This is a genomic window from Aquimarina algiphila (genome assembly GCF_007489275.1).
Classification (GTDB): Bacteria; Bacteroidota; Bacteroidia; order Flavobacteriales; family Flavobacteriaceae; genus Aquimarina; species Aquimarina algiphila.
Genome location: NZ_VLNR01000016.1, coordinates 1 through 19,167, shown reverse-complemented (window position 1 = coordinate 19,167; position 19,167 = coordinate 1). Strand labels below are relative to the sequence as shown.

Here is a 19,167-nt window from a genome sequence, read left to right as displayed (position 1 = left end):
TCAAAATTTCAATACCTTTAGACGTAAATGATAATCTGTGTTTAATACAATAGAATATACTGTAACGGCTATTGTTTGTCTTATTTCGGCAGTTGTAATTCAACGTATATTTAGCAAAGAAAAACTTAGAGGAGCTGATGTTAAAGCTATTCAAGGGATTATGTGGTTTGGTTTAGCCATATTTGTATGGGGTTTAGGAGCTTTAGTTAATCTGATTATGGTGGTAGCCTTGCAATGGTCACCTACGAATAAGGTTCTTATCTATTTTGGAGTACTAATTTCATTGGCGAATTCATTATGTATTATGCTATCACTCCCTTCTATAGAACATCCCAAAAAGCCAGGAATTATTGTTCGATTAGTAGAACGTTTTAGCGCGCGAGAATTTGTAAGTCTCTTTTGTGGTGTTTTAGGGATGATCACTTTTGTTTTTATAGCGGCTTCTTATGGTAATCCTGAAATAAGCAATAATTTTATCTGGTTAATCGATATTCCGATCTCTATATTAGTCGCAATATCATTACTTTATGAACTCAATAAAGCTTTTGTTGGTAGGCAAATGAAGTTTATGTATTTGCCAACATTTGCACTCTTTGTTCTTATTGTGATAGCAGTTTCACATCGAATGATTCCGCAGGATAGAGTTTTGCAATTTATAGATCAGGAGTTTTGGAGAACGCTTGGTAGTATTACAGCGATTTCATTTAAATTTCTTTTTATTCTGTTATTCTCAATACTGCTGTACAGTTGGAAATTTCTATCCGAAAAAGAACAACAGCAAAGTTTAACACAAAATCTGGAGGTTCAAAAGGCCAAACTTGTAAGAGATAATGAACAATTGAAATTAGCAAACGAAAGTCATTTGGATACCATTAAACGATTAAAAAATGACCTGAAAACTATTAAAGCTACCTCCAAGATAGAGCTTTCTGAACGACAAAAAGAGGTTTTAGGATATCTTGCACATTTTGGAAATCATAAGTCATATACCGAGATTGCCCAGGAAATGCATATTAGTACTGATGGGTTACAGACTCATATTCATCAAATCAAAAAGATGCTTAATATAAGCGGGGCGGGAGGTAAAGAGCAATTAATCGCCTTTGCAAAAGCAAATAGTTTTCTTAAGTATACTTCACTAAAAGACAATACGTAACCGCATGGTTAAGCATTTAGGAGTTGAATTTTGAATAGTGCTTAACCTTTTGTGGTGTTTATTTTTAGGGCAATTTGCTCTGAAAATTATTATATGTTATTTCCTTATATTATTTCAGAACAAAATTTAGATAAAAATATTGATCATGTCTTTGGAGAAGCTACCAGTTGGTTTGTAGATGCCATTTTAGCTGAAATACCTATAACATCAACAATTGGAATTCCTTGGGTTCTAGTGGTATTGATATTAGGTGCGAGTTATTTTACAATATATTTTAAGTTCGTTAATATCAGAAGTTTTTTTACTGCAATAAATGTAGTTAGAGGTAAATATGATGCTTTAGAAAACTCAGAACAAGAAATGTTTTATACACCTTCTCCTAATATATCATCAAAAGATACTAAGGCAAAAAATGATAATAAAGATACAAATGGAGAGGTAAGTCATTTTCAAGCATTAACTACTGCCGTTTCTGCAACTGTAGGACTTGGAAATATTGCAGGTGTAGCCATTGCATTATCTATTGGTGGTGCCGGAGCGACATTATGGATGGTAGTAGTTGGGGTATTAGGAATGTCTTCAAAATTTGTAGAATGTACTCTTGGGGTCAAATATAGAGAGATCAATAATGAGGGAAAGGTATTTGGAGGGCCAATGTATTATCTGACCAAAGGACTTAAAGAAAAAGGATATGCAAAATTAGGTAAGGTCTTATCAGTGCTATTTGCGGTTATGTGTATTGGAGGATCTTTTGGTGGTGGAAACATGTTTCAGGTAAATCAGGCTTTTAAATTGCTTAATCATGTTGTAATTTCAGATAATTCCATATTACATGGTCAGGGTTGGGTGTTTGGAGTTATTATGGCAATATTGGTAGGGGTTGTTATTATTGGCGGAATTAAAAAAATAGCAAGTGTTACCGATAAGATTGTACCTTTTATGGTATTAATTTACATTGGAGCAGTACTTACCGTTTTAGTACTATATAGCTCAGCTATTCCCGCTGCTTTTGGGGCGATCTGGGATGGTGCTTTTCATCCAGAAGGAGTGCTAGGAGGTTTTGTAGGTGTATTAATTCAGGGATTTAGACGCGGAGCTTTTAGTAATGAAGCAGGAGTAGGTAGTGCTTCTATTGCGCATAGTGCTGTAAAAACACGTTTTCCTGCGAGTGAAGGGCTCGTAGCATTACTCGAGCCTTTTATCGACACTGTGATAGTGTGTACTATGACTGCATTGGTTTTGATTATTACAGGGCAAATTCAAACAGGTGTCGAAATCAGCGATGAGCAAGGAGTTCTTCTCACTGCTTCTGCACTAGAGAGTGGTGTTTCATGGTTTCCATATCTGCTTACTATTGCGGTATTACTTTTTGCTTTCTCTTCTATGATTGCATGGTCATATTATGGTTACCAGGCCTGGAGCTATCTTTTTGGAAGAGGTAAACGAACAGAATATCTTTATAAGTTTATATTTTGTTGCTTTACGGTGATAGGTGCTGCTGCAACATTAAATGCAGTGACCGATTTTAGTGATGCCATGGTTTTTGCAATGATGGTACCTAATATGATAGGTTTGTTTTTGTTGAGTGATAAAGTAAAAGAAGAACTAAAAAGGTATAAGAAAAATATCAAAAAGATGATGAGTTAGTGATCATACTCAGTATGGTGGTATTTTTTTTGAATTTCTTTATCTTTATAGAAACACAACTCATCATGCAAAAATTACTTTTAGCGGTCTTCGTAACTACGATTTCATTTGCGCAGCAACAGCCATTAAAAGCTTTGGTAGGGGGCACTCTAATAGATGGATATGGGTCTACTCCAATACAAAATAGTGTAATCCTTATTGAAGGCGAGAAAATTAAAGCCGTAGGTTCCTTAAAAACATTACAAATACCAAAAAATGCAGAAGTGATTTCTACAGAAGGCATGTCTGTACTGCCAGGACTTTGGGATATGCACGTACATACAATGATTAATGGTCATGCTGATTATGCATATTGGGATAAGACATATCCGCCGCTGTTAGAAAATGTTATTATGCCTTCTTCTGCAGAGCAATTACTAATGGCTGGAGTAACTAGCGCCAGGGATTTAGGCGCACCACTAAAAGAAAGTATAGCTGTAAGAGATCGAATTAATAAAGGAGAGATTCCGGGAGCCACCCTTTATGTTTCAGGACCATTTATACAAAAAAAACCGTATCCCGGGACCGAAGCTTTTAGATGGGGAATAAATGGAGTAGAGGATGCCAGAAAAAAAATAAAAAAATTAGTCGATGCAGGAGTTGATTGTATTAAGCTTATAGATCAGGATCAAATGACTACAGCAGAACTACAAGCTGTGGTGGATACAGCTCATAAATATAAATTAAAGGTAGTAGCTCATGGTCATCGTCCACAAGAGATAAGAATGGGACTAAAGGCTGGTGTAGATTGCTTTGAGCATACGGGACTATCTTCAGCTCCAAGATATCCTGATGATGTGATAGAAGGAATTAAAGAGCGTACCGCTCAAATGAATCTTGGACCCATGTTTTGGTGCCCTACTGTAGAAGGATTATATAATTATGAATATGTTCGTGATAATGGAGAACATTTAGATAATGATTCCTGGCATAGAGGATTACACGATACGATTGTTGCAGACATAAAAAATAGTTTTACTCATAAAGATCGATTACCATATTTTCAACTCACTCCAATTCGTAAACCAACATTAGAAACTAAAGTTAAGCAATTGATGGATGCAGGAGTAGTGTTGATGATAGGAACAGATAGTGGTATTCCGATGAAATTTCATAGCCAATCAACTTGGAACGAATTAGATGTTTGGGTTAATGAATTCGGAATAGATCCAATGTATGCAATACGAGCAGCTACCTATTGGCCGTCATTATGGATGGGGGTTGCTGATAAAGTAGGAACTGTTACCGAAGGAAAATATGCCGATATCATTGCTGTAAAAGGTGATGTACTTCGTCATATTAATATATTACAGGATGTAGATATTATAATTAAAAAAGGGAAACGGTATAAATGAAACTAAAAGTATCTGTTTTTTTATTAGGTTTTATAGTTCTTGGAAATGCTCAGGACACCTTTGAAATTGGTAAAATTATTGATTCAATAAAGATTTCTGAAAGTACTAAAGAAACTTTTGCCCTATATCTTCCTCAATCTTTTAATCATACGCAACCGTCTTCTGTTGTGTATATTTTTGATCCCGCAGCTAGAGGTAAAGTAGGTATTAAACCTTTTATCAAAGCATCTGAGAGGTATAACTATATTTTAGTATGCTCTAATAATACAAGAAATGGTCCTTATGAACGAAATTTTGATATCACCGATAGATTATTTGATTTTACATTTTCGAATTTTCAAATTCGAGAAAACCAGGTTTTTTTAGCTGGATTTTCAGGAGGTTCACGATTGGCTTCTACTATTGCGGTATTAACCAATAAAATTGCAGGAGTAGTAGCTTGCGGAGCTGGTTTTTCTAGTAATCCCAATCATGTTCCTTCTACACAGAAGTTTTCCTATGCAGCTATTTGTGGAAATGAGGATATGAATTATGTGGAAATGATAAAAACAAAAAGATATTTGCAGAACTTTAATTTTACTCAGACTTTAATAACGTATAATGGAAATCATAGTTGGCCACACGAAGAAGAAATTTTAAAAGCATTTGATTGGCTGGAAATACAAGCATATAAAAAAGGTAAAAAAACAAAAACAGACGAACAGATTTATAAAAGTTATCAAAGTAATTATGCGGTAGCAGTAGAAGCAGAGAAAAATGAACGACGACTTCAGACCATTGAAAACTACCAACGACTCTTAGATACATATCAATCTTTTTATGATTTGGATAGTATAAAAACTAAGCTCAAAAACCTTAAAAAAGATAAGCTATATATCAAAACTATAAATTCATTGTCAAAAGTATTAGAAGAAGAAATAAAACAAACCGATAAATTTAACTTACGCTTTTCTGAAGATTATAAAAATCCCAAAAAGGTTAATTTTTCATGGTGGGAAAGAGAACTTGGTAAATTGAGAAAGTTAGAAAATTCTAAAGATTCTGAAATCCAAAAAATGGGAATGCGAATGCGATATAAAATCTTTGCTAGAGCTTATGAGAAGAGTAGCCCTAATCTTAACCAGGTAAATAGATTAGAAAACAATTTTGTGATACAATCCGTAAGATGGTTTATCCAGAATTTGATAAAAAATGGTTGAGATAATAGCTATAAGGTCATTAACCAATGATGTTGCAGACGTTTAAATTTTCTTAGTTCCTTACGTAATAAAACTAAAAATTCTTTACCATTACTTTCTGATTGTTCCAGGCGTTCACAATTTTTGTAAAGTCTATTAGTAATGTGTATTAAAGAATTAGCATGACGAATACGATCATCCTGAAAGGTTTGATTTTCTGCAGTTATAATTTTAGGGGCCAAAGCATCCGATTGTCGAATAATATCACCTGTAAAATAAATATGAGGATCTTCACTTCCATTACTTTGAAGGTGAGCTAAGTCATGAACAAGATAGCTTGAAATACTTCGCGAAAGCGTAAATATTTCTAAAGCCTTTTTATACAATCTCTTATTTCTCGGTTTTCGTCTCATAATATTTCGTTCTCCAAAAATAAAGTAATTTCTAATACTTTTTCTTTTGAAATTAAAGAGTAAAGGGTTATTTACCTTAACTATTAATTATAAATAGTATTTTTGATTTAAAATCAAAAATAAAGTAATGGAGTGTGTAATTATTACCAGGTATAGTAATCATTTTGATTGCAAATGTATAAAGGGAGTTCAAGCAAGAAATATTAAAAATACAGTATGAAAATAGATGCTACCAATTGGGGTATTTTACAATGCTTACAGAAAAATGCAAGGTTGTCTAATGCAGAAATAGGAAGAAAAGTTGGTTTAAGTTCTCCAGCTGTGGCTGAAAGAATCAAAAAAATGGAAGATTATGGTATTTTAAAAGGGTATAGAGCTGAAGTTTCATACACAAAAACAGGATACCAGTTAAAAGCTATTATTACACTACGTGCTTTTATGGGAAGATTACAACCTTTTTTAATTAAAGTGGCAACATATAAAGAAGTAATGAATTGTTATAGAATCACTGGTAATGAAAATATAATCATGGAGGTGGTTTTACGTGATCAAATGCATTTACAAGAATTTATTGATAGTCTTATTACCTATGGAGAAGTTAAAACTCATATCGTACTTTCTAATCTCATAGAGAGTAACCCTATTACTAATTCTTCAGGCTTAAATGAATTAGAAATTTAAATTTTTTGGCATGAGATTTGTGTATATATTTGTACGATGAACCATCTTTATCTTGTGTGAGGACATTAGTTAGGGAAACTAAAGAGAGTACAAGGGAAAGATAAAAAACGTCTGAAGGAATTTAGGCGTTTTTTTCTTTGAAAGTAATGTTGTTTAAACACTTGTTATAAAGAAAAGATATGGGTATTTTATTGAAAAAATCTGAATTCTTAAGTTGATACATTACAAAATTTTATAAATTACTACTAAAATGTGCATAAAGGCATCTTTTTTGCATTATTTTGGTATAAAACTTAATTATATCGTGCCGTTTTCTTTCTTGAAACAATATCTTATTCTTAGTATACTATGTCTTTCTTCACTGGGGTATGGACAAAACAAGCTTACACTTAAAAAAGGAATAGTAATGGATTCCTTATCCGTACCTTCTACAAAGGGTATGTTTAGTGTTTATCTCCCAAAAACTTTCGATACAAGCAAAAGTTGGCCTTTATTACTTGGTTTTGATTCTTCTGGAAAAACAGGAGGGATCACAAGATTATATAAAGCAGCTGCAGAAGAATATGGTTATATTGTGGTTATTGCAGATGTTTTAGAACATCAGAAACCAAAAGAAAAAGTTGAATATATGCTAACTTTTATGGACTATGTTCATTCTCTTTTTTCAATTCAAAAGAGAAGAGTCTATGTTACTGCTTTTGGAGATGATGCTAAAATTGTAAGCCTATTACCAGCATTATATTCTGATGAAATTGCGGGGGTTATTGCTATAGGAGATAGTTATTATTATAATTCGAGTGTAAGAATTAAAAAGAGTTTTTCTTATTTGGGTGTGGTGAATACTTCTAATTATAGATATAGAGACTTTTTTAATAATAAAGCATATCTTAAAAGTAAAGCAATTCCAGCAGATGTTTTTGTCTACAATGATACATCCAAATTACCTAATCAAAGGATTATAAATAAAGCACTTTCTACTTTTACGCTTCAAGCGATGCTCAAAGGTAGAATACCAAAGGATTCTATCAGGGTTCAGCGTTTGTTCAAAAGAGATTTAGCAGAGGTTGATTCCTATATAGGCAAAGGAGAGTTTTTATTCGCAAATGAAGAACTCAAGAGAATCCGAATTAAATACGGTATGTTTTTTAATACAAGTTATTTGAAAGAAGAACAAAAGGAAATTAAAAAGCGCAAAGAATATAAACGTGAAAAACGATTAGAGTCTAAATATAATTATAAAGAAAGGCTAATTAGAGAAAAATATATGTTTGCTCTTGAAGAAGATGTTGAAATAGAAGATTTTGAAAATCTAGGTTGGTGGAAATATCAAATGTCATTAGTCGATACATTGGTTCAGAATAAAGAAAAATATGCTCATGATACAGGGCTTAGGGCAAAGGGGTATTTAAAATATCTGGTGGATGCTTATAAAGCAGAATTATTAAAAGATAATAACAAATATCTGGTAAAAAGACTATTTCTTAATATACTGAGTACAATTGTAGATGAACAAGATTTTGAATCGTATAAAAAAATCATTTCTCTAAGTGCTCAAGATCAAGATTATGAAACTGCTTTATTCTATTTAGAAAAAATGTTACAAAATGGATATAAAGATGTAGATGCGCTTTATGTTATCGAAGGTACTCTGGCTTTGAAACTCTCTAAAGAATACAACGAACTCATAAAAAAATACCTCGGTACTTCTAAATATTTGTTTTCAAATTAAGCTGAAATCATAAAATTTTGTGTATTTCATCGATTTATTGTGTTTTTTGTCGTTATTTTTTTTGAATTAACAATTTTTTTACACTATATTTACATCATCAATAAAAAACTTTGATGTATGGCCAAAAACTAACATTTTAACTTGTATGACGATATAAATTAAAATATTAGTTTGGAATACATCAGGGTCGAATTAGGTGTGAGGACATTAGTCTAAAGACCCCAAATCTTGAAACTAAAGAGAGTACGTAATTTGCCCTAAAGACTGAAAGCGTTCATTGAACGCTTTCATTTTTTTTACCCACCTTACTCCTTTATTTAAATGTAAAAATACTGGTAAGAAAGTATGAATTATATATGTTCTCTATGATTTGTATGAATAGAAATGACTTCTGTTCTTGGAGTCAAGATAAATCAAATTATTTCTAAAGCTTTACTTATTTATTATTAGATGAGGTACATCTTCAAGTTTCCAATCAATGACTAAACCTCCTGCTAATGATTGTGCTATCTCAGGGCCGTATAAGAATTCACATAAGTAGAGAGCGGCTTCGAAGCTTTTAGCACCTCCTGCAGAGGTTATGTATTTTCCATCATGAACAAATAATACTTCTTTTCTGATATCCAATTTTGGAAACATGGCACGCATTTTATCAATATCACTAGGAAATGTTGTAGAAACTATAGTGTCTAAGACTCCTGCTTTTGCCAAAACAAAAGCTCCATCGCAATGTGAAGTCATAAATGTAGCTTTACTGTCCACTTGTTTTATAAATTCAATCATGGCATGATCATCTAAGTCGGTATCGAGGTGATGCTCTGCACTGGGAACTACCAAAATATCAATATGAGGTAAAGAATCTTTAAGATAATTATAATCAGGAATAATTTTTACACCTTCAAAGGTAGTTATTGGCAGATCAGTATTTGCTACCGTAAAAACATTCATTTGTTTAATATTCTTTCGATACTGTGTATGTTGAAAAATATCATAAGGAGCGGTGAATTCTGTATTGTACGTTCCGTCCATAATCAAAAAAGCAACGTTATATCGATTGGGTTCTAATTTTGGAAACGTCTTCTTTTCGGTTATTTTTTCTTCCTTGATGATTTGTTTTTTTTCTTGTTGTACCTGAGTACATCCAAAAAGAAATAGGGTAAGGAGAACCAAAATGAAATTTTTCATGAATCTAGATTTTAAATAGAAGTTTAATCAGTACTTTTTTCCTTAGTAATTTTTTGTTTTACAATGTAAAGTAAAAATGTTCCTAAAACGGCAATACAAGTCATAAAAATCCAGGTGTTGTTATATCCATATTGATTTATAAATTGCATTCCAGAATTATGCCCAAAAATATGAGCTGCAGAAAATGACATGCTATATAAGCCCATATATGCACCTTGTCTTCCTTTTTTTGCTCGATCCAATGCAAAAGCGTTTCCAAATGGAAAAGCAACCATTTCTCCCAGCGTAGCTATGATCATTCCCACAACTAGAATTCCTGCCCAAGGTGTAACTAATAAAAGAGCGAAGCTTATTCCGGTATAGATAAAACCATTGATTACATTCCCTATTTTTGAAAATCTAGATTTTTCTAAATACGCAATTAGAGGCATTTCAAAAAAGAATATAAGTGCACCATTTAAGGCGAGTAAAAGACCAATTTTTTCTTCAGATAACTTATGTATTTCTTTATAATATAAAGGTAACGTAGAGAAATATTGAACAAATATAAAACCAAATAAAGCAAGTGCAATTAAGAATATGATATAGATGCCATCCTTATAAGGTTTTATAGGGTTTTTAACAACAATTTCTTTGTCTTGCTCTTTGGCTTTTTTAGGGTTAAGCGTTTGTATCATTACAAAACCTGCTATAATGCAAGTGATTCCGTCTACCCAAAATAGACCGTTATATCCAATAGATGTAATGATAAGACCGCCAAGTGCTGGTCCTGCTGAGAATCCAAGATTAATAGCTAGCCGTATAAAAGTTAATGATCGTGTTTTATTTTCGGGTTTACTATAAGCGCTTAATGCAACAAAAAAAGCGGGTCTAGCCATATCAGCGATGGCAATAAGAATAAAGAAACCAATACAAATACTCCAGAAACTAGAAAAATACTGAATAGCAAGAAATGAAACCCCGGTTAACATAAGAGAGGTGAGGATGACTTTATAATACCCAATCTGATCACTTAGTTTACCTCCAAGCCAAGCTCCTGTAAATGAACCTAAGCCATAACTAGTCATGATCCAACCTACTTGTTCTAATGAAAAATCTAAATCATCGGTGAGATAGAGGGATAAAAATGGAATTACCATTGCTCCAGCCCGATTGATTAATGTAATTAATGCTAACCACCATACTTCTTTTGATAGTCCAGAAAAAGAATCAATATATTGAAGTAAAATCTTGCGCAATGAATTGATGATTTGTGTTGTTCCCTTGAATTTAAGGAGTAAAAGTAGCTTTTTATCTATTATTTGGGTACAATTTTATTAAAATTAATTAGTTAACTAATTGTAAATTGTACTTTTGCAAAAAAACAAAAGGGAAGTGTTTAGGTTATTATTGTTACTTATATTTTTCACAGGAAATACTATTGCTCAGGATTCTACGGCAATTAAAAGAATATTGTCTTTTCAGGAAAAGATCAATAGAGAGTTTTCTTCTGAAGAAATTTCACCATTAACTACAAAAGATTTTAAACGTTTTAAGAAACTAGAATTTTTTAAAATAGATACCTCGCTTTGTATTAAAGCAAAATTTGAGCGTACTCCTTATGAGACTCCATTTATAATGAAAACTACTACAGGGGCAGAACCTTTGTATGTAAAATATGGAGAAGCAAGATTTATACTTCAAGAAAAAGAATATGTATTGTGTATATATCAAAATCAGGGATTAAAAACTCAACCCGAATATGAAGACTATTTGTTTCTTCCTTTTACTGATTTGTCAAATGAGGAATCAAGTTATAGTGGAGGACGTTTTATAGATCTCAAAATACCCGAAGGAGAATCAATTCTAATTGATTTTAATACCGCTTATAATCCGTATTGCGCATATAATGATCGGTATTCTTGTCCAATCCCTCCCGAAGAAAATCATCTGGATGTGAAGATACTTGCCGGGGTTAAAAAATATAAGAAATATCCTGAAAATGAATAAAATAAAAAGCGTCCTGAATCTTCAGAACGCTTTTTGCTTTAAACAAATAATATATTGACTAAAAATATATATTAAAACTTATAGATCGCGCCTAACACAAAAGAAGAAAGACTTTTTGTAGCTTCACGATCATTATCCAAAAATGAATCTTCTGAAGCAGAATCTAATCTTAATTCTGGTTTAAGTGTTAAATCACCAATAGCATAACTTCCTGTTAATGTTGCTGCAATAACATCACCATCATTTTCTGAGTCTAATCCAATAACACCTGTTAATCCCCCATTATATACAGAGAAATATTCTCCTCTTAGTCCGATAGTAAATTTTTCTGAAGTTTTGTATTGTGGGTAAAGTGCTACTCCGTAGAAACCTGAAGCATCTCCATCTCCTTGTGGTTCGGTAGATAGGTATGTAGTATTTATACCAAGATAAAAATCTTCAGATACATCCCATCCTGTAGTAAGATCTACCTGAAAAGTAGGATCTACTTCATCTGTATCTCCTTCATTACCATATCTAAAGTTAAGAAATGCACTTCCACTATCAGTAGAGTATCCTAATTGTGCACCAACAATGTATGTGTCAAAAGGATTGTTTTCTGTATAATCAGTAGGATTCATAACAGCAAGCATTGCAGACCACTTTTCACTAAGTGCAAAATCTGCTTTTAAACCGGTATGAGAAAAAGGACCATATGAGAACATGTAAGAAGTAGAGTAGTTAAAGTTTCCTGTTGGAGAAATTACTTCATACCCTAGAAAAGTATTAAAGTTACCAACAGTAAGTTTAACTTTATCAGAAACATTCCAATATGCATATAATTGATTGACAATTTGCGCCGAACCATCAGAATTAAATACAGCATCTTCTCCTCTTTGTCCAAATACAAGATCAGCTACAAAACCAACTTTTTCACCTTCATACCCTAAAATCAGGTTAGCCATACCTAACGCAAAACCAGATTGATTTGCAAAAGAAGTTCCAGGAGCAATAAATGAATCGTCAGTACTAGCATCGCCGTCAAAATCATCTGACTCATTAGGAGCTCCGATATTATATCTAAAATATCCGTCTACAGATCCATTCACAGAGAAATTATCAAACCATTTTTTTTCTTCCTCTTCTTGTGCAATTGTGGTGAAGCTCACAAGAGCCAAAGCAACAAGACCTACTTTTCTTAAAAAATTTGTTACAGTTTTTGTTTTCATAATAAACATTAATTATTGTAATTGTTTTTAATTGGAACTGTAAAACTATGTCAAAAGAATTTTACCCCAATAAAAAATAGGGGGTATGCTTGTATTTTTATGCTTTTTTGATTTTTTACCCTAAAAAAATTAAGGTTTAATGTTTATTTGTGTAATTTTTAAGAATTTAAAAGTCTCTTTTTTGGATTTTTAAGAGTTTTTAAGGAAAATAAAGAGATAAGTAAATCTAATTATAACATTTTAGATGCTAAAAATTGTAAAAACTAAGATGAAGGAGATAAAATTATGAATAATTAGAAAAAATCAGCTTAGAGCTTGTTCACCTTTTTCTTCGGTTCTGATTCGATATACATTTTGTATGTCTGATACAAAAATTTTACCATCACCGACTTCGCCTGTTTTTGAGGCTTCAATAATGGTCTGAATCGTTTTTTCTTCAAATTCATCAGAGACAACAATAGAAAGGTATCTACGTTGGATATCAGAAGTACTGTAAGAAATTCCCCTGTATGTTTGTCCTTTTTTTTCGTTACCGACTCCAGTAACATCCCAATATGTAAAGAAATTTACTTCAATCTCATGTAGCGCATCCTTAACAGCTTTGAATCTTGATTTGCGGATAATAGCTTCGATTTTTTTCATGATTACAATATCGGTTTATTTTACAAGGAACATTCCTAAAAATACAAAAAGGAATCCAATAACAAAAGAACCAATTGTATATGCAAAGAAAGTAATGAAATCTCCAGATTTTAGTAACATATGGTTTTCATATGCAAATGTAGAAAAAGTAGTAAAGCCTCCACAGAAACCTGTTGCTAATAATGCAACTGCATTTTGGGATATGGCATTATTTTTAAGAGCTAGTCCTAAAATAATTCCAATTAATAGACTACCTAATATATTAGCTGTAAAGGTTCCATAAGGAATTCCGGTTGCTGTACTATTTAGATATTTACTAATTAGATAACGAGCTATACTTCCTGTGCCTCCCCCGATAAATACTAATAGTATTTGCTTCATTACTGGTAAAATTAAAACTGCATTTTACATCATTTGGTAAAATACAGTTTATATAAAGTTTTTATTTTATGGGAATATAAATTTCTGTAACCCATTCTGCAGGATTAGGCTGCAATGTTGGTTCTTCTCGATACACTTCAAAAGCCGGAGATTCTGTATTAGGTTCAAGACCATTTTCGGCGATATACTTGTAGCCAGCTTCCCATGCTTCTTTAAGATTTGTGTAGTCTCCTTTAAGTGTAGTTTTTACAACTTTTTGTTTAGGCAGGAAGTCACATTGTATTGCACCTTCTTCTGGAGTTACTACTTTGTCTCGTGTTGGAATAGCTGTTGAGAAAATGGCAGTACCTTGCTCTACATTATACTCATTGTATATCGTCAACGGCATTCCGGTTTGTGGAAGATTATTTTGTCTCATGTATGTGCTAACAGCAGGTATCATTTCTGCCATTTTTTCTGAAATTACGGCAATTGAAGATGTAGTTGCACTATACATATAAAATCCTCCTTCATGTTCTGTAACGCCGTCAACATGAATCGCATATTTTTTCATCTCACCATTTACATAAGCATCGAGCTTTTCTAGTCCTCTTGCATACATTGGTTTTATTGTTTGCGATAAACTGCTATCTTGAGTAGCCCAAAATGCTTTTTCCATAAAAGACTGCTTACCTTTCATTCCCCAGGTGACTTTTGTTTTTTTACCTTCAATTTTTTCAAACTTCCAGTATACATCACTTTTACTTTCTCCCATTGGAGTAATAAATGTGATTTTTTGATCTATACTGGTGAAGGGTAACACTTTTTTAGTTTCAATTTTACCATCACCTTGTGTCTCGCTTCTCCAGGTATAAGATCCTCCTTCACCACTTGTTTTTTCAGGGTATTCCATAACCAGATCATCAGATTCATCCATCCATGGACCCCACTTCTCCCAAGTTTTATATTCATTAATAGTACTAAATAATAATTCATCGGGAGCTTCTATTATTCTGCTTTCTTCTGCTTGGTATTCGCCATTAATTGTAGCGACATAAACCGCGCCACCAATGACTACTAGTAATAGCAGAAAAAATAAATACTTTATTATTTTCATGTTAGTTAGTTTTGATTGTTTGATCAGCTAATATAAACAAATTTAACATCCTTTTATTTTGTTACATTTGTCAAAAACAATAAAATAAAACAAATGAAACTCAATAGAATATTATTTTTTATTACTGTTGCGAGTCTGCTAATCGCATGTAAAAAAGATCCTAAAGTGACAGATCAGAGTGATCAGCAAGAGGATGTACAAGAGGTTGTAGAGGAAAAGTTTGATTATATGGTCGAGCAATTTGCTGACCTTAAAATTTTAAGGTATCAGATTCCTGGTTGGGATAATCTTACTTTAAAAGAGCAAAAGCTGGTTTTTTATCTTACACAAGCTGGATTGAGCGGTAGAGATATTATGTGGGATCAGAATTATCGTCATAATCTTACCATTCGAAAAGCACTAGAGAAAATTTATACCTCGTATGATGGAAATAAAACTTCTAAAGACTGGAAGGCTTTTGAAACATACTTAAAAAGAGTTTGGTTTTCTAATGGGATACACCATCATTATAGTAATGATAAAATCAAACCAGAGTTTAGTCAGGACTATTTAAGTTCTTTACTTGCTGCGACAAGTACAGAGATTTCTAAAGAGGTCTATGAAGCAATTTTTAATGATGAAGATGCTAAAAAAGTGAATCAAGCAAAAGGAATTGATAATGTAGCGTTATCAGCGGTTAATTTTTATGGCCCTGGGGTAACGAATGATGATGTAACCTCATTTTATGGAAAAATGAAATCTCCTGATAAAAATAAACCATTGTCATTTGGATTAAATTCTCAATTGGTAAAAGAAAATGGAACGTTAAAAGAGAGAGTTTATAAATCTGGAGGATTATATGGAGCTGCAATTGATGAAATCATTAAGTGGTTAGAAAAAGCGCAAGGTGTTGCAGAAAATAAAGCACAGGGAGATGCATTAGGTTTGTTAATCGAATATTATAAAACCGGGGATTTACAAACTTGGGATGATTATAATGTAGCATGGACAGCAGCTACAGAAGGTAATATTGACTATATCAACAGTTTTATTGAGGTGTATAATGACCCACTTGGATATAGAGGATCATATGAGACTATTGTACAGATAAAAGATTTTGATATGTCTAAAAAAATGTCTGTATTATCAGAAAATGCACAATGGTTTGAAGATAATTCTCCTTTAATGGATGAACATAAAAAAGATAGTGTCGTTGGAGTTTCTTATAAAGTGGTTGCTGTTGCAGGAGAAGCAGGAGATGCCTCTCCAAGTACACCAATCGGAGTTAATTTACCTAATGCAAATTGGATTAGAGCAGCAGTAGGTTCTAAGTCAGTATCCTTAGGAAATATTATAGGAGCGTATAATAATGCTGGAGGTTCTGGACGTTTAAAAGAATTTGTACATGATAATGAAGAGTTTGAACTAGAAGAACAATATGGACAGTTAGGAGATAAACTACATACTGCTTTGCATGAAGTTGTAGGACATGCGTCAGGACAATTAAACCCTGGAGTAGGTGAAACTAAAGAAACATTGAAGAACTATGCCTCTACAATGGAAGAAGGTCGTGCGGATTTAGTAGGCTTATATTATTTAATGGATCCTAAATTACAGGAACTAGGATTAGTAGAAGATTGGGAGAAAACTGGAAAAGCTGCTTATGATGGTTATATTAGAAATGGTTTATTGGGACAGCTTATACGTTTAAATCTTGGAGATGATGTTGAAGAAGCACATATGAGAAATCGACAGTGGGTGAGTGCATGGTCTTTTGAACAAGGAAAGAAGGATAATGTAATCGAAAAAGTAACCAGAGACGGTAAAACATATTATAATATTAATGATTATAAAAAGTTACGTGAAATCTTTGGACGTTTATTACGCGAAACCCAACGTATAAAATCAGAAGGAGATTATAAAGCTGCCGAAGAGCTGGTAGAAGGCTATGGTGTAAAAGTTGATCAGGCAATTCATGCAGAGGTATTAAAACGTAATGAACAATTTACTTCTGCTCCTTATAGTGGTTTTGTAAACCCTGTTTTAGTTCCTGAAATGGATGAAAATGGAGAAATCACAAAAATTAATGTTACTCAACCAGAAGATTTTGTATCTCAAATGTTGATGTATAGTAAGCATTATAACTTTTTGCCAGAAGTGAACTAGTAAATAATATTCAACATAAAAAGATCTCCTTTACCTAAAGTAAAGGAGATTTTTTTTGTTATAATAACTTAAAAATTATACTTTTTCTCGATTGCATAACGTAATAATTCTCCTTTGCCATGAAGTCCGAGTTTGCGAATAATGTTTTTACGATGAGTTTCGACGGTAGACACTGAATTAAAACGTATCGCTGCAATTTCTGATGAGGTTTTTCCTTGTCCGATGAGTTTTAAAATTTCTCTTTCACTTTTAGAAAGTAATTGCTTTTTGGCAGACTGTTTACCATCTTCGGAGAAAAGAGATATATCGATAGCGGCATCAAAATAGGTTTCTCCTTGTACTACTTGATGTATAGCACTCAACACTTCTTCCAGCGGTGAGTTTTTTAATAAATATCCAGATGCTCCGGCATCAACCATTTGCTTAATCGCATCTTCCTGATCAAACATAGAAAAAGCAATAATTTTGGTATGCGGAAATTCTTTTTTTATGATTTTGGTTGCAGCAATCCCATCAATTTTAGGCATTCTAATATCGGTTAACACTATCTTGGGTTGTTTTTTACGAACAATGTCCAGCAATTCTTCTCCATCGTTGGCCATTCCTACAATAGATATTTCTTCTTCATATCTTAAAAGAAGTTCTACCCCGTCGATAAGAGATTGGTGATCTTCAGCTATTGCAATAGTGATCATATCGGTATATTTATGATGATATTAGTTCCTTTTCCTATGGTCGAATCAATTTCGAAGGTTCCTTCGAGATGTTCTATGCGTTTTTCTATAGTTCTTAATCCCATACCGTCTTTTTGAGAAATCACTTTTGTGTCAAATCCTTTTCCATTATCCTCAATGATAATGTTTAACAGGGAATCATGATTGGTTAAAGAAATATGTACTTCTGTTGCGTTGGCATGTTTAATAATATTTGTAATTAATTCTTGTATCATTCTAAAGATTGAAATCTCTAAGGCATTATCCAATCGTTCTTCCAACCCATAATCTTGTACTACGATTTGCAACGCATCACCATTAGAGGCTTTTTTTGCAAATTTTTTAATGGCAGGTAATAATCCCTGATTGGCCATTACACCACTATTTTTTTCATGAGCTATGGTTCTTACTTTTTGATATGCTTCTTCTAGCAAATGATCTGTCTTAGCGTAGAGTTCTTCAAGGTTTTCTATTTTTGAGTTATTTCTATTTTTGGTCAAGTGCTGGAAATGAAGTTTGACGGTGGCCAATGTACTTCCTAGATTATCATGTAGCTCATTGGCTAAACGTTGTCGTTCTTTTTCCTGGCCAGAAATCATAGCATCAATAGCAGTAAGTTCCTGATCTTTGAGCAGTTTTTCTGTTTTTTGAATTTCAATTTGTCTTTCCTGTTCGGCTATACGTTGTTTACGTCTGGTGTTTTTGTAAATAAGCAATGCGATTATAAATCCTACGATAAGAATAGAAATAGAACCTATTAAAAAGTTTCGGTTTCGTATTCGGCTAGCTTCAGTTTTAAGGTTGGTATTAAGAAGTTGTACTATTCTTTTTTCTTTTTCTACTGTTTGGTATTTGGTTTCTATCTCATTTAGTTTTAGAGCAATTTCATATTCATTAAATTGTTTTAGAGCTTCTTTTTCCTTACTGATATAATGGTATGCACTATCAAAATTTTTGAGATTCTTATGAGTTTCAGCTATGGCTAGATATAAATAAGATTTTTTTAAGAAACTATTTTTAGGAATTTTGTATTTGTTCGCTTTCTCAAAATATTGTAATGCAATTTTTGGTTGATTACTATAATTATATGCAACTCCTAGGTTATTATAGATTCCAAATAGTTTTTCTTCTTTCTCTATGTCTAAGTCGGAAACTTTATTATATTTTTCAGTAGCTTTATTAAAATAATATATAGCACTATCATTTTTTTTATTAAAATGACTTTGTTGAATTCCTAAAATTTGATAAAGCGTTCCTTGTAATAAGTAATTTTTCTTCTTTTCGATTGATTTTAATGCCTTTTTATATTCTTTGATATAAGGTTTATTTGTTCGATATGAAATATTAGTATATTTATAATAATCATAATAGGCACTATCAGTAGGGGTTTTTAGATAATTATTATATATATCAAGATATTCATCTAGAAGCTCAAATAATTTTCGATTACCGAAAGTGAATTTTAATAATTTTCTGAATGTTGGCTATTTCGGAGTGACTGTGCCACCTATTTCGGTCAAATGGTGCCACTAAGAGAGATCTTGCAATAATAGTTAAATTTTGTTATTAGTCCTTTTTAATTTTTCCTTTTCTTAATGATTCCCCCACAA

17 protein-coding genes are annotated in these 19,167 nt (G+C 32.5%); 8 read left to right on the top strand and 9 right to left on the bottom strand.

Translation table 11 applies throughout. From position 1 onward, the window contains the following. Positions 1-37 precede the first annotated feature (37 nt). The 4 genes from FOF46_RS09565 (at position 38) to FOF46_RS09550 (ending at position 5,396) form a co-directional block, all read left to right on the top strand. On the top strand, positions 38-1,156 hold the full coding sequence (locus FOF46_RS09565; RefSeq protein ID WP_143916291.1) for a helix-turn-helix transcriptional regulator: 1,119 nt from the start codon (positions 38-40) through the stop codon (positions 1,154-1,156). A gap of 93 nt (positions 1,157-1,249) precedes the next feature. After that, the gene (locus FOF46_RS09560) at positions 1,250-2,803 is read left to right on the top strand and encodes an alanine/glycine:cation symporter family protein (RefSeq protein ID WP_143916290.1); all 1,554 of its coding nucleotides are present in this window, start codon (positions 1,250-1,252) and stop codon (positions 2,801-2,803) included. Positions 2,804-2,868: 65 nt separating this feature from the next. Then, positions 2,869-4,197: an amidohydrolase family protein gene (locus tag FOF46_RS09555; RefSeq protein ID WP_143916289.1), complete on the top strand. Its 1,329-nt coding sequence runs from the start codon at positions 2,869-2,871 to the stop codon at positions 4,195-4,197. After that, positions 4,194-5,396, top strand: a complete 1,203-nt coding sequence (locus tag FOF46_RS09550; RefSeq protein WP_143916288.1) for an alpha/beta hydrolase — start codon at positions 4,194-4,196, stop codon at positions 5,394-5,396. Before FOF46_RS09555 ends, FOF46_RS09550 begins: the two co-directional genes overlap by 4 nt. A gap of 8 nt (positions 5,397-5,404) precedes the next feature. On the opposite strand, the gene FOF46_RS09545 is transcribed toward FOF46_RS09550, so the two are convergent. Further along, a complete protein-coding gene (locus tag FOF46_RS09545) occupies positions 5,405-5,788 on the bottom strand; it encodes a hypothetical protein (RefSeq protein WP_109437230.1) in 384 nt (127 codons plus the stop codon). 216 nt (positions 5,789-6,004) lie between these two features. Between FOF46_RS09545 and FOF46_RS09540 the strand changes: the two genes are divergently transcribed. Together FOF46_RS09540 and FOF46_RS09535 are read left to right on the top strand one after the other, a co-directional pair. After that, positions 6,005-6,469: an Lrp/AsnC family transcriptional regulator gene (locus FOF46_RS09540; protein ID WP_109437229.1), complete on the top strand. Its 465-nt coding sequence runs from the start codon at positions 6,005-6,007 to the stop codon at positions 6,467-6,469. A gap of 250 nt (positions 6,470-6,719) precedes the next feature. Continuing rightward, complete coding sequence (locus FOF46_RS09535; protein ID WP_167571782.1) at positions 6,720-8,198, top strand: hypothetical protein; 1,479 nt, start codon at positions 6,720-6,722, stop codon at positions 8,196-8,198. A gap of 432 nt (positions 8,199-8,630) precedes the next feature. Here FOF46_RS09535 and FOF46_RS09530 read toward each other — a convergent pair whose 3' ends face one another. After that, complete coding sequence (locus FOF46_RS09530; RefSeq protein ID WP_143916286.1) at positions 8,631-9,383, bottom strand: DJ-1/PfpI family protein; 753 nt, start codon at positions 9,381-9,383, stop codon at positions 8,631-8,633. 23 nt (positions 9,384-9,406) lie between these two features. After that, complete coding sequence (locus FOF46_RS09525; RefSeq protein ID WP_143916285.1) at positions 9,407-10,621, bottom strand: MFS transporter; 1,215 nt, start codon at positions 10,619-10,621, stop codon at positions 9,407-9,409. A gap of 136 nt (positions 10,622-10,757) precedes the next feature. Here FOF46_RS09525 and FOF46_RS09520 point away from each other — a divergent pair, with 136 nt between their 5' ends. After that, entirely contained in the window at positions 10,758-11,372 is a 615-nt protein-coding gene (locus FOF46_RS09520) for a DUF1684 domain-containing protein (protein WP_109437225.1), read from the top strand. A 71-nt stretch (positions 11,373-11,443) separates the two neighbouring features. Here FOF46_RS09520 and FOF46_RS09515 read toward each other — a convergent pair whose 3' ends face one another. The 4 genes from FOF46_RS09515 to FOF46_RS09500 all read right to left on the bottom strand — a co-directional run bounded on the left by FOF46_RS09515 (position 11,444) and on the right by FOF46_RS09500 (position 14,699). Then, entirely contained in the window at positions 11,444-12,580 is a 1,137-nt protein-coding gene (locus FOF46_RS09515) for a porin (RefSeq protein WP_109437262.1), read from the bottom strand. Positions 12,581-12,883: 303 nt separating this feature from the next. Further along, positions 12,884-13,222: a P-II family nitrogen regulator gene (locus FOF46_RS09510; RefSeq protein WP_109437224.1), complete on the bottom strand. Its 339-nt coding sequence runs from the start codon at positions 13,220-13,222 to the stop codon at positions 12,884-12,886. A 15-nt stretch (positions 13,223-13,237) separates the two neighbouring features. Further along, on the bottom strand, positions 13,238-13,603 hold the full coding sequence (crcB, locus tag FOF46_RS09505) for a fluoride efflux transporter CrcB (protein ID WP_109437223.1): 366 nt from the start codon (positions 13,601-13,603) through the stop codon (positions 13,238-13,240). Between the two features lie 61 nt (positions 13,604-13,664). After that, positions 13,665-14,699 (bottom strand): SRPBCC family protein, encoded by a 1,035-nt coding sequence (locus FOF46_RS09500; protein ID WP_109437222.1) that lies wholly within the window; start codon positions 14,697-14,699, stop codon positions 13,665-13,667. A 93-nt stretch (positions 14,700-14,792) separates the two neighbouring features. Here FOF46_RS09500 and FOF46_RS09495 point away from each other — a divergent pair, with 93 nt between their 5' ends. Continuing rightward, positions 14,793-16,844: a dipeptidyl-peptidase 3 family protein gene (locus FOF46_RS09495; RefSeq protein WP_143916284.1), complete on the top strand. Its 2,052-nt coding sequence runs from the start codon at positions 14,793-14,795 to the stop codon at positions 16,842-16,844. A gap of 68 nt (positions 16,845-16,912) precedes the next feature. Here the strand turns inward: FOF46_RS09495 and FOF46_RS09490 are convergent, their stop codons facing one another. Together FOF46_RS09490 and FOF46_RS09485 are read right to left on the bottom strand one after the other, a co-directional pair. Next, positions 16,913-17,539: a response regulator gene (locus tag FOF46_RS09490; protein ID WP_109437220.1), complete on the bottom strand. Its 627-nt coding sequence runs from the start codon at positions 17,537-17,539 to the stop codon at positions 16,913-16,915. Beyond that, complete coding sequence (locus tag FOF46_RS09485) at positions 17,536-18,273, bottom strand: sensor histidine kinase (protein WP_143916283.1); 738 nt, start codon at positions 18,271-18,273, stop codon at positions 17,536-17,538. The genes FOF46_RS09490 and FOF46_RS09485 overlap by 4 nt, the downstream gene beginning before the upstream one ends. Positions 18,274-19,167 lie beyond the last annotated feature (894 nt).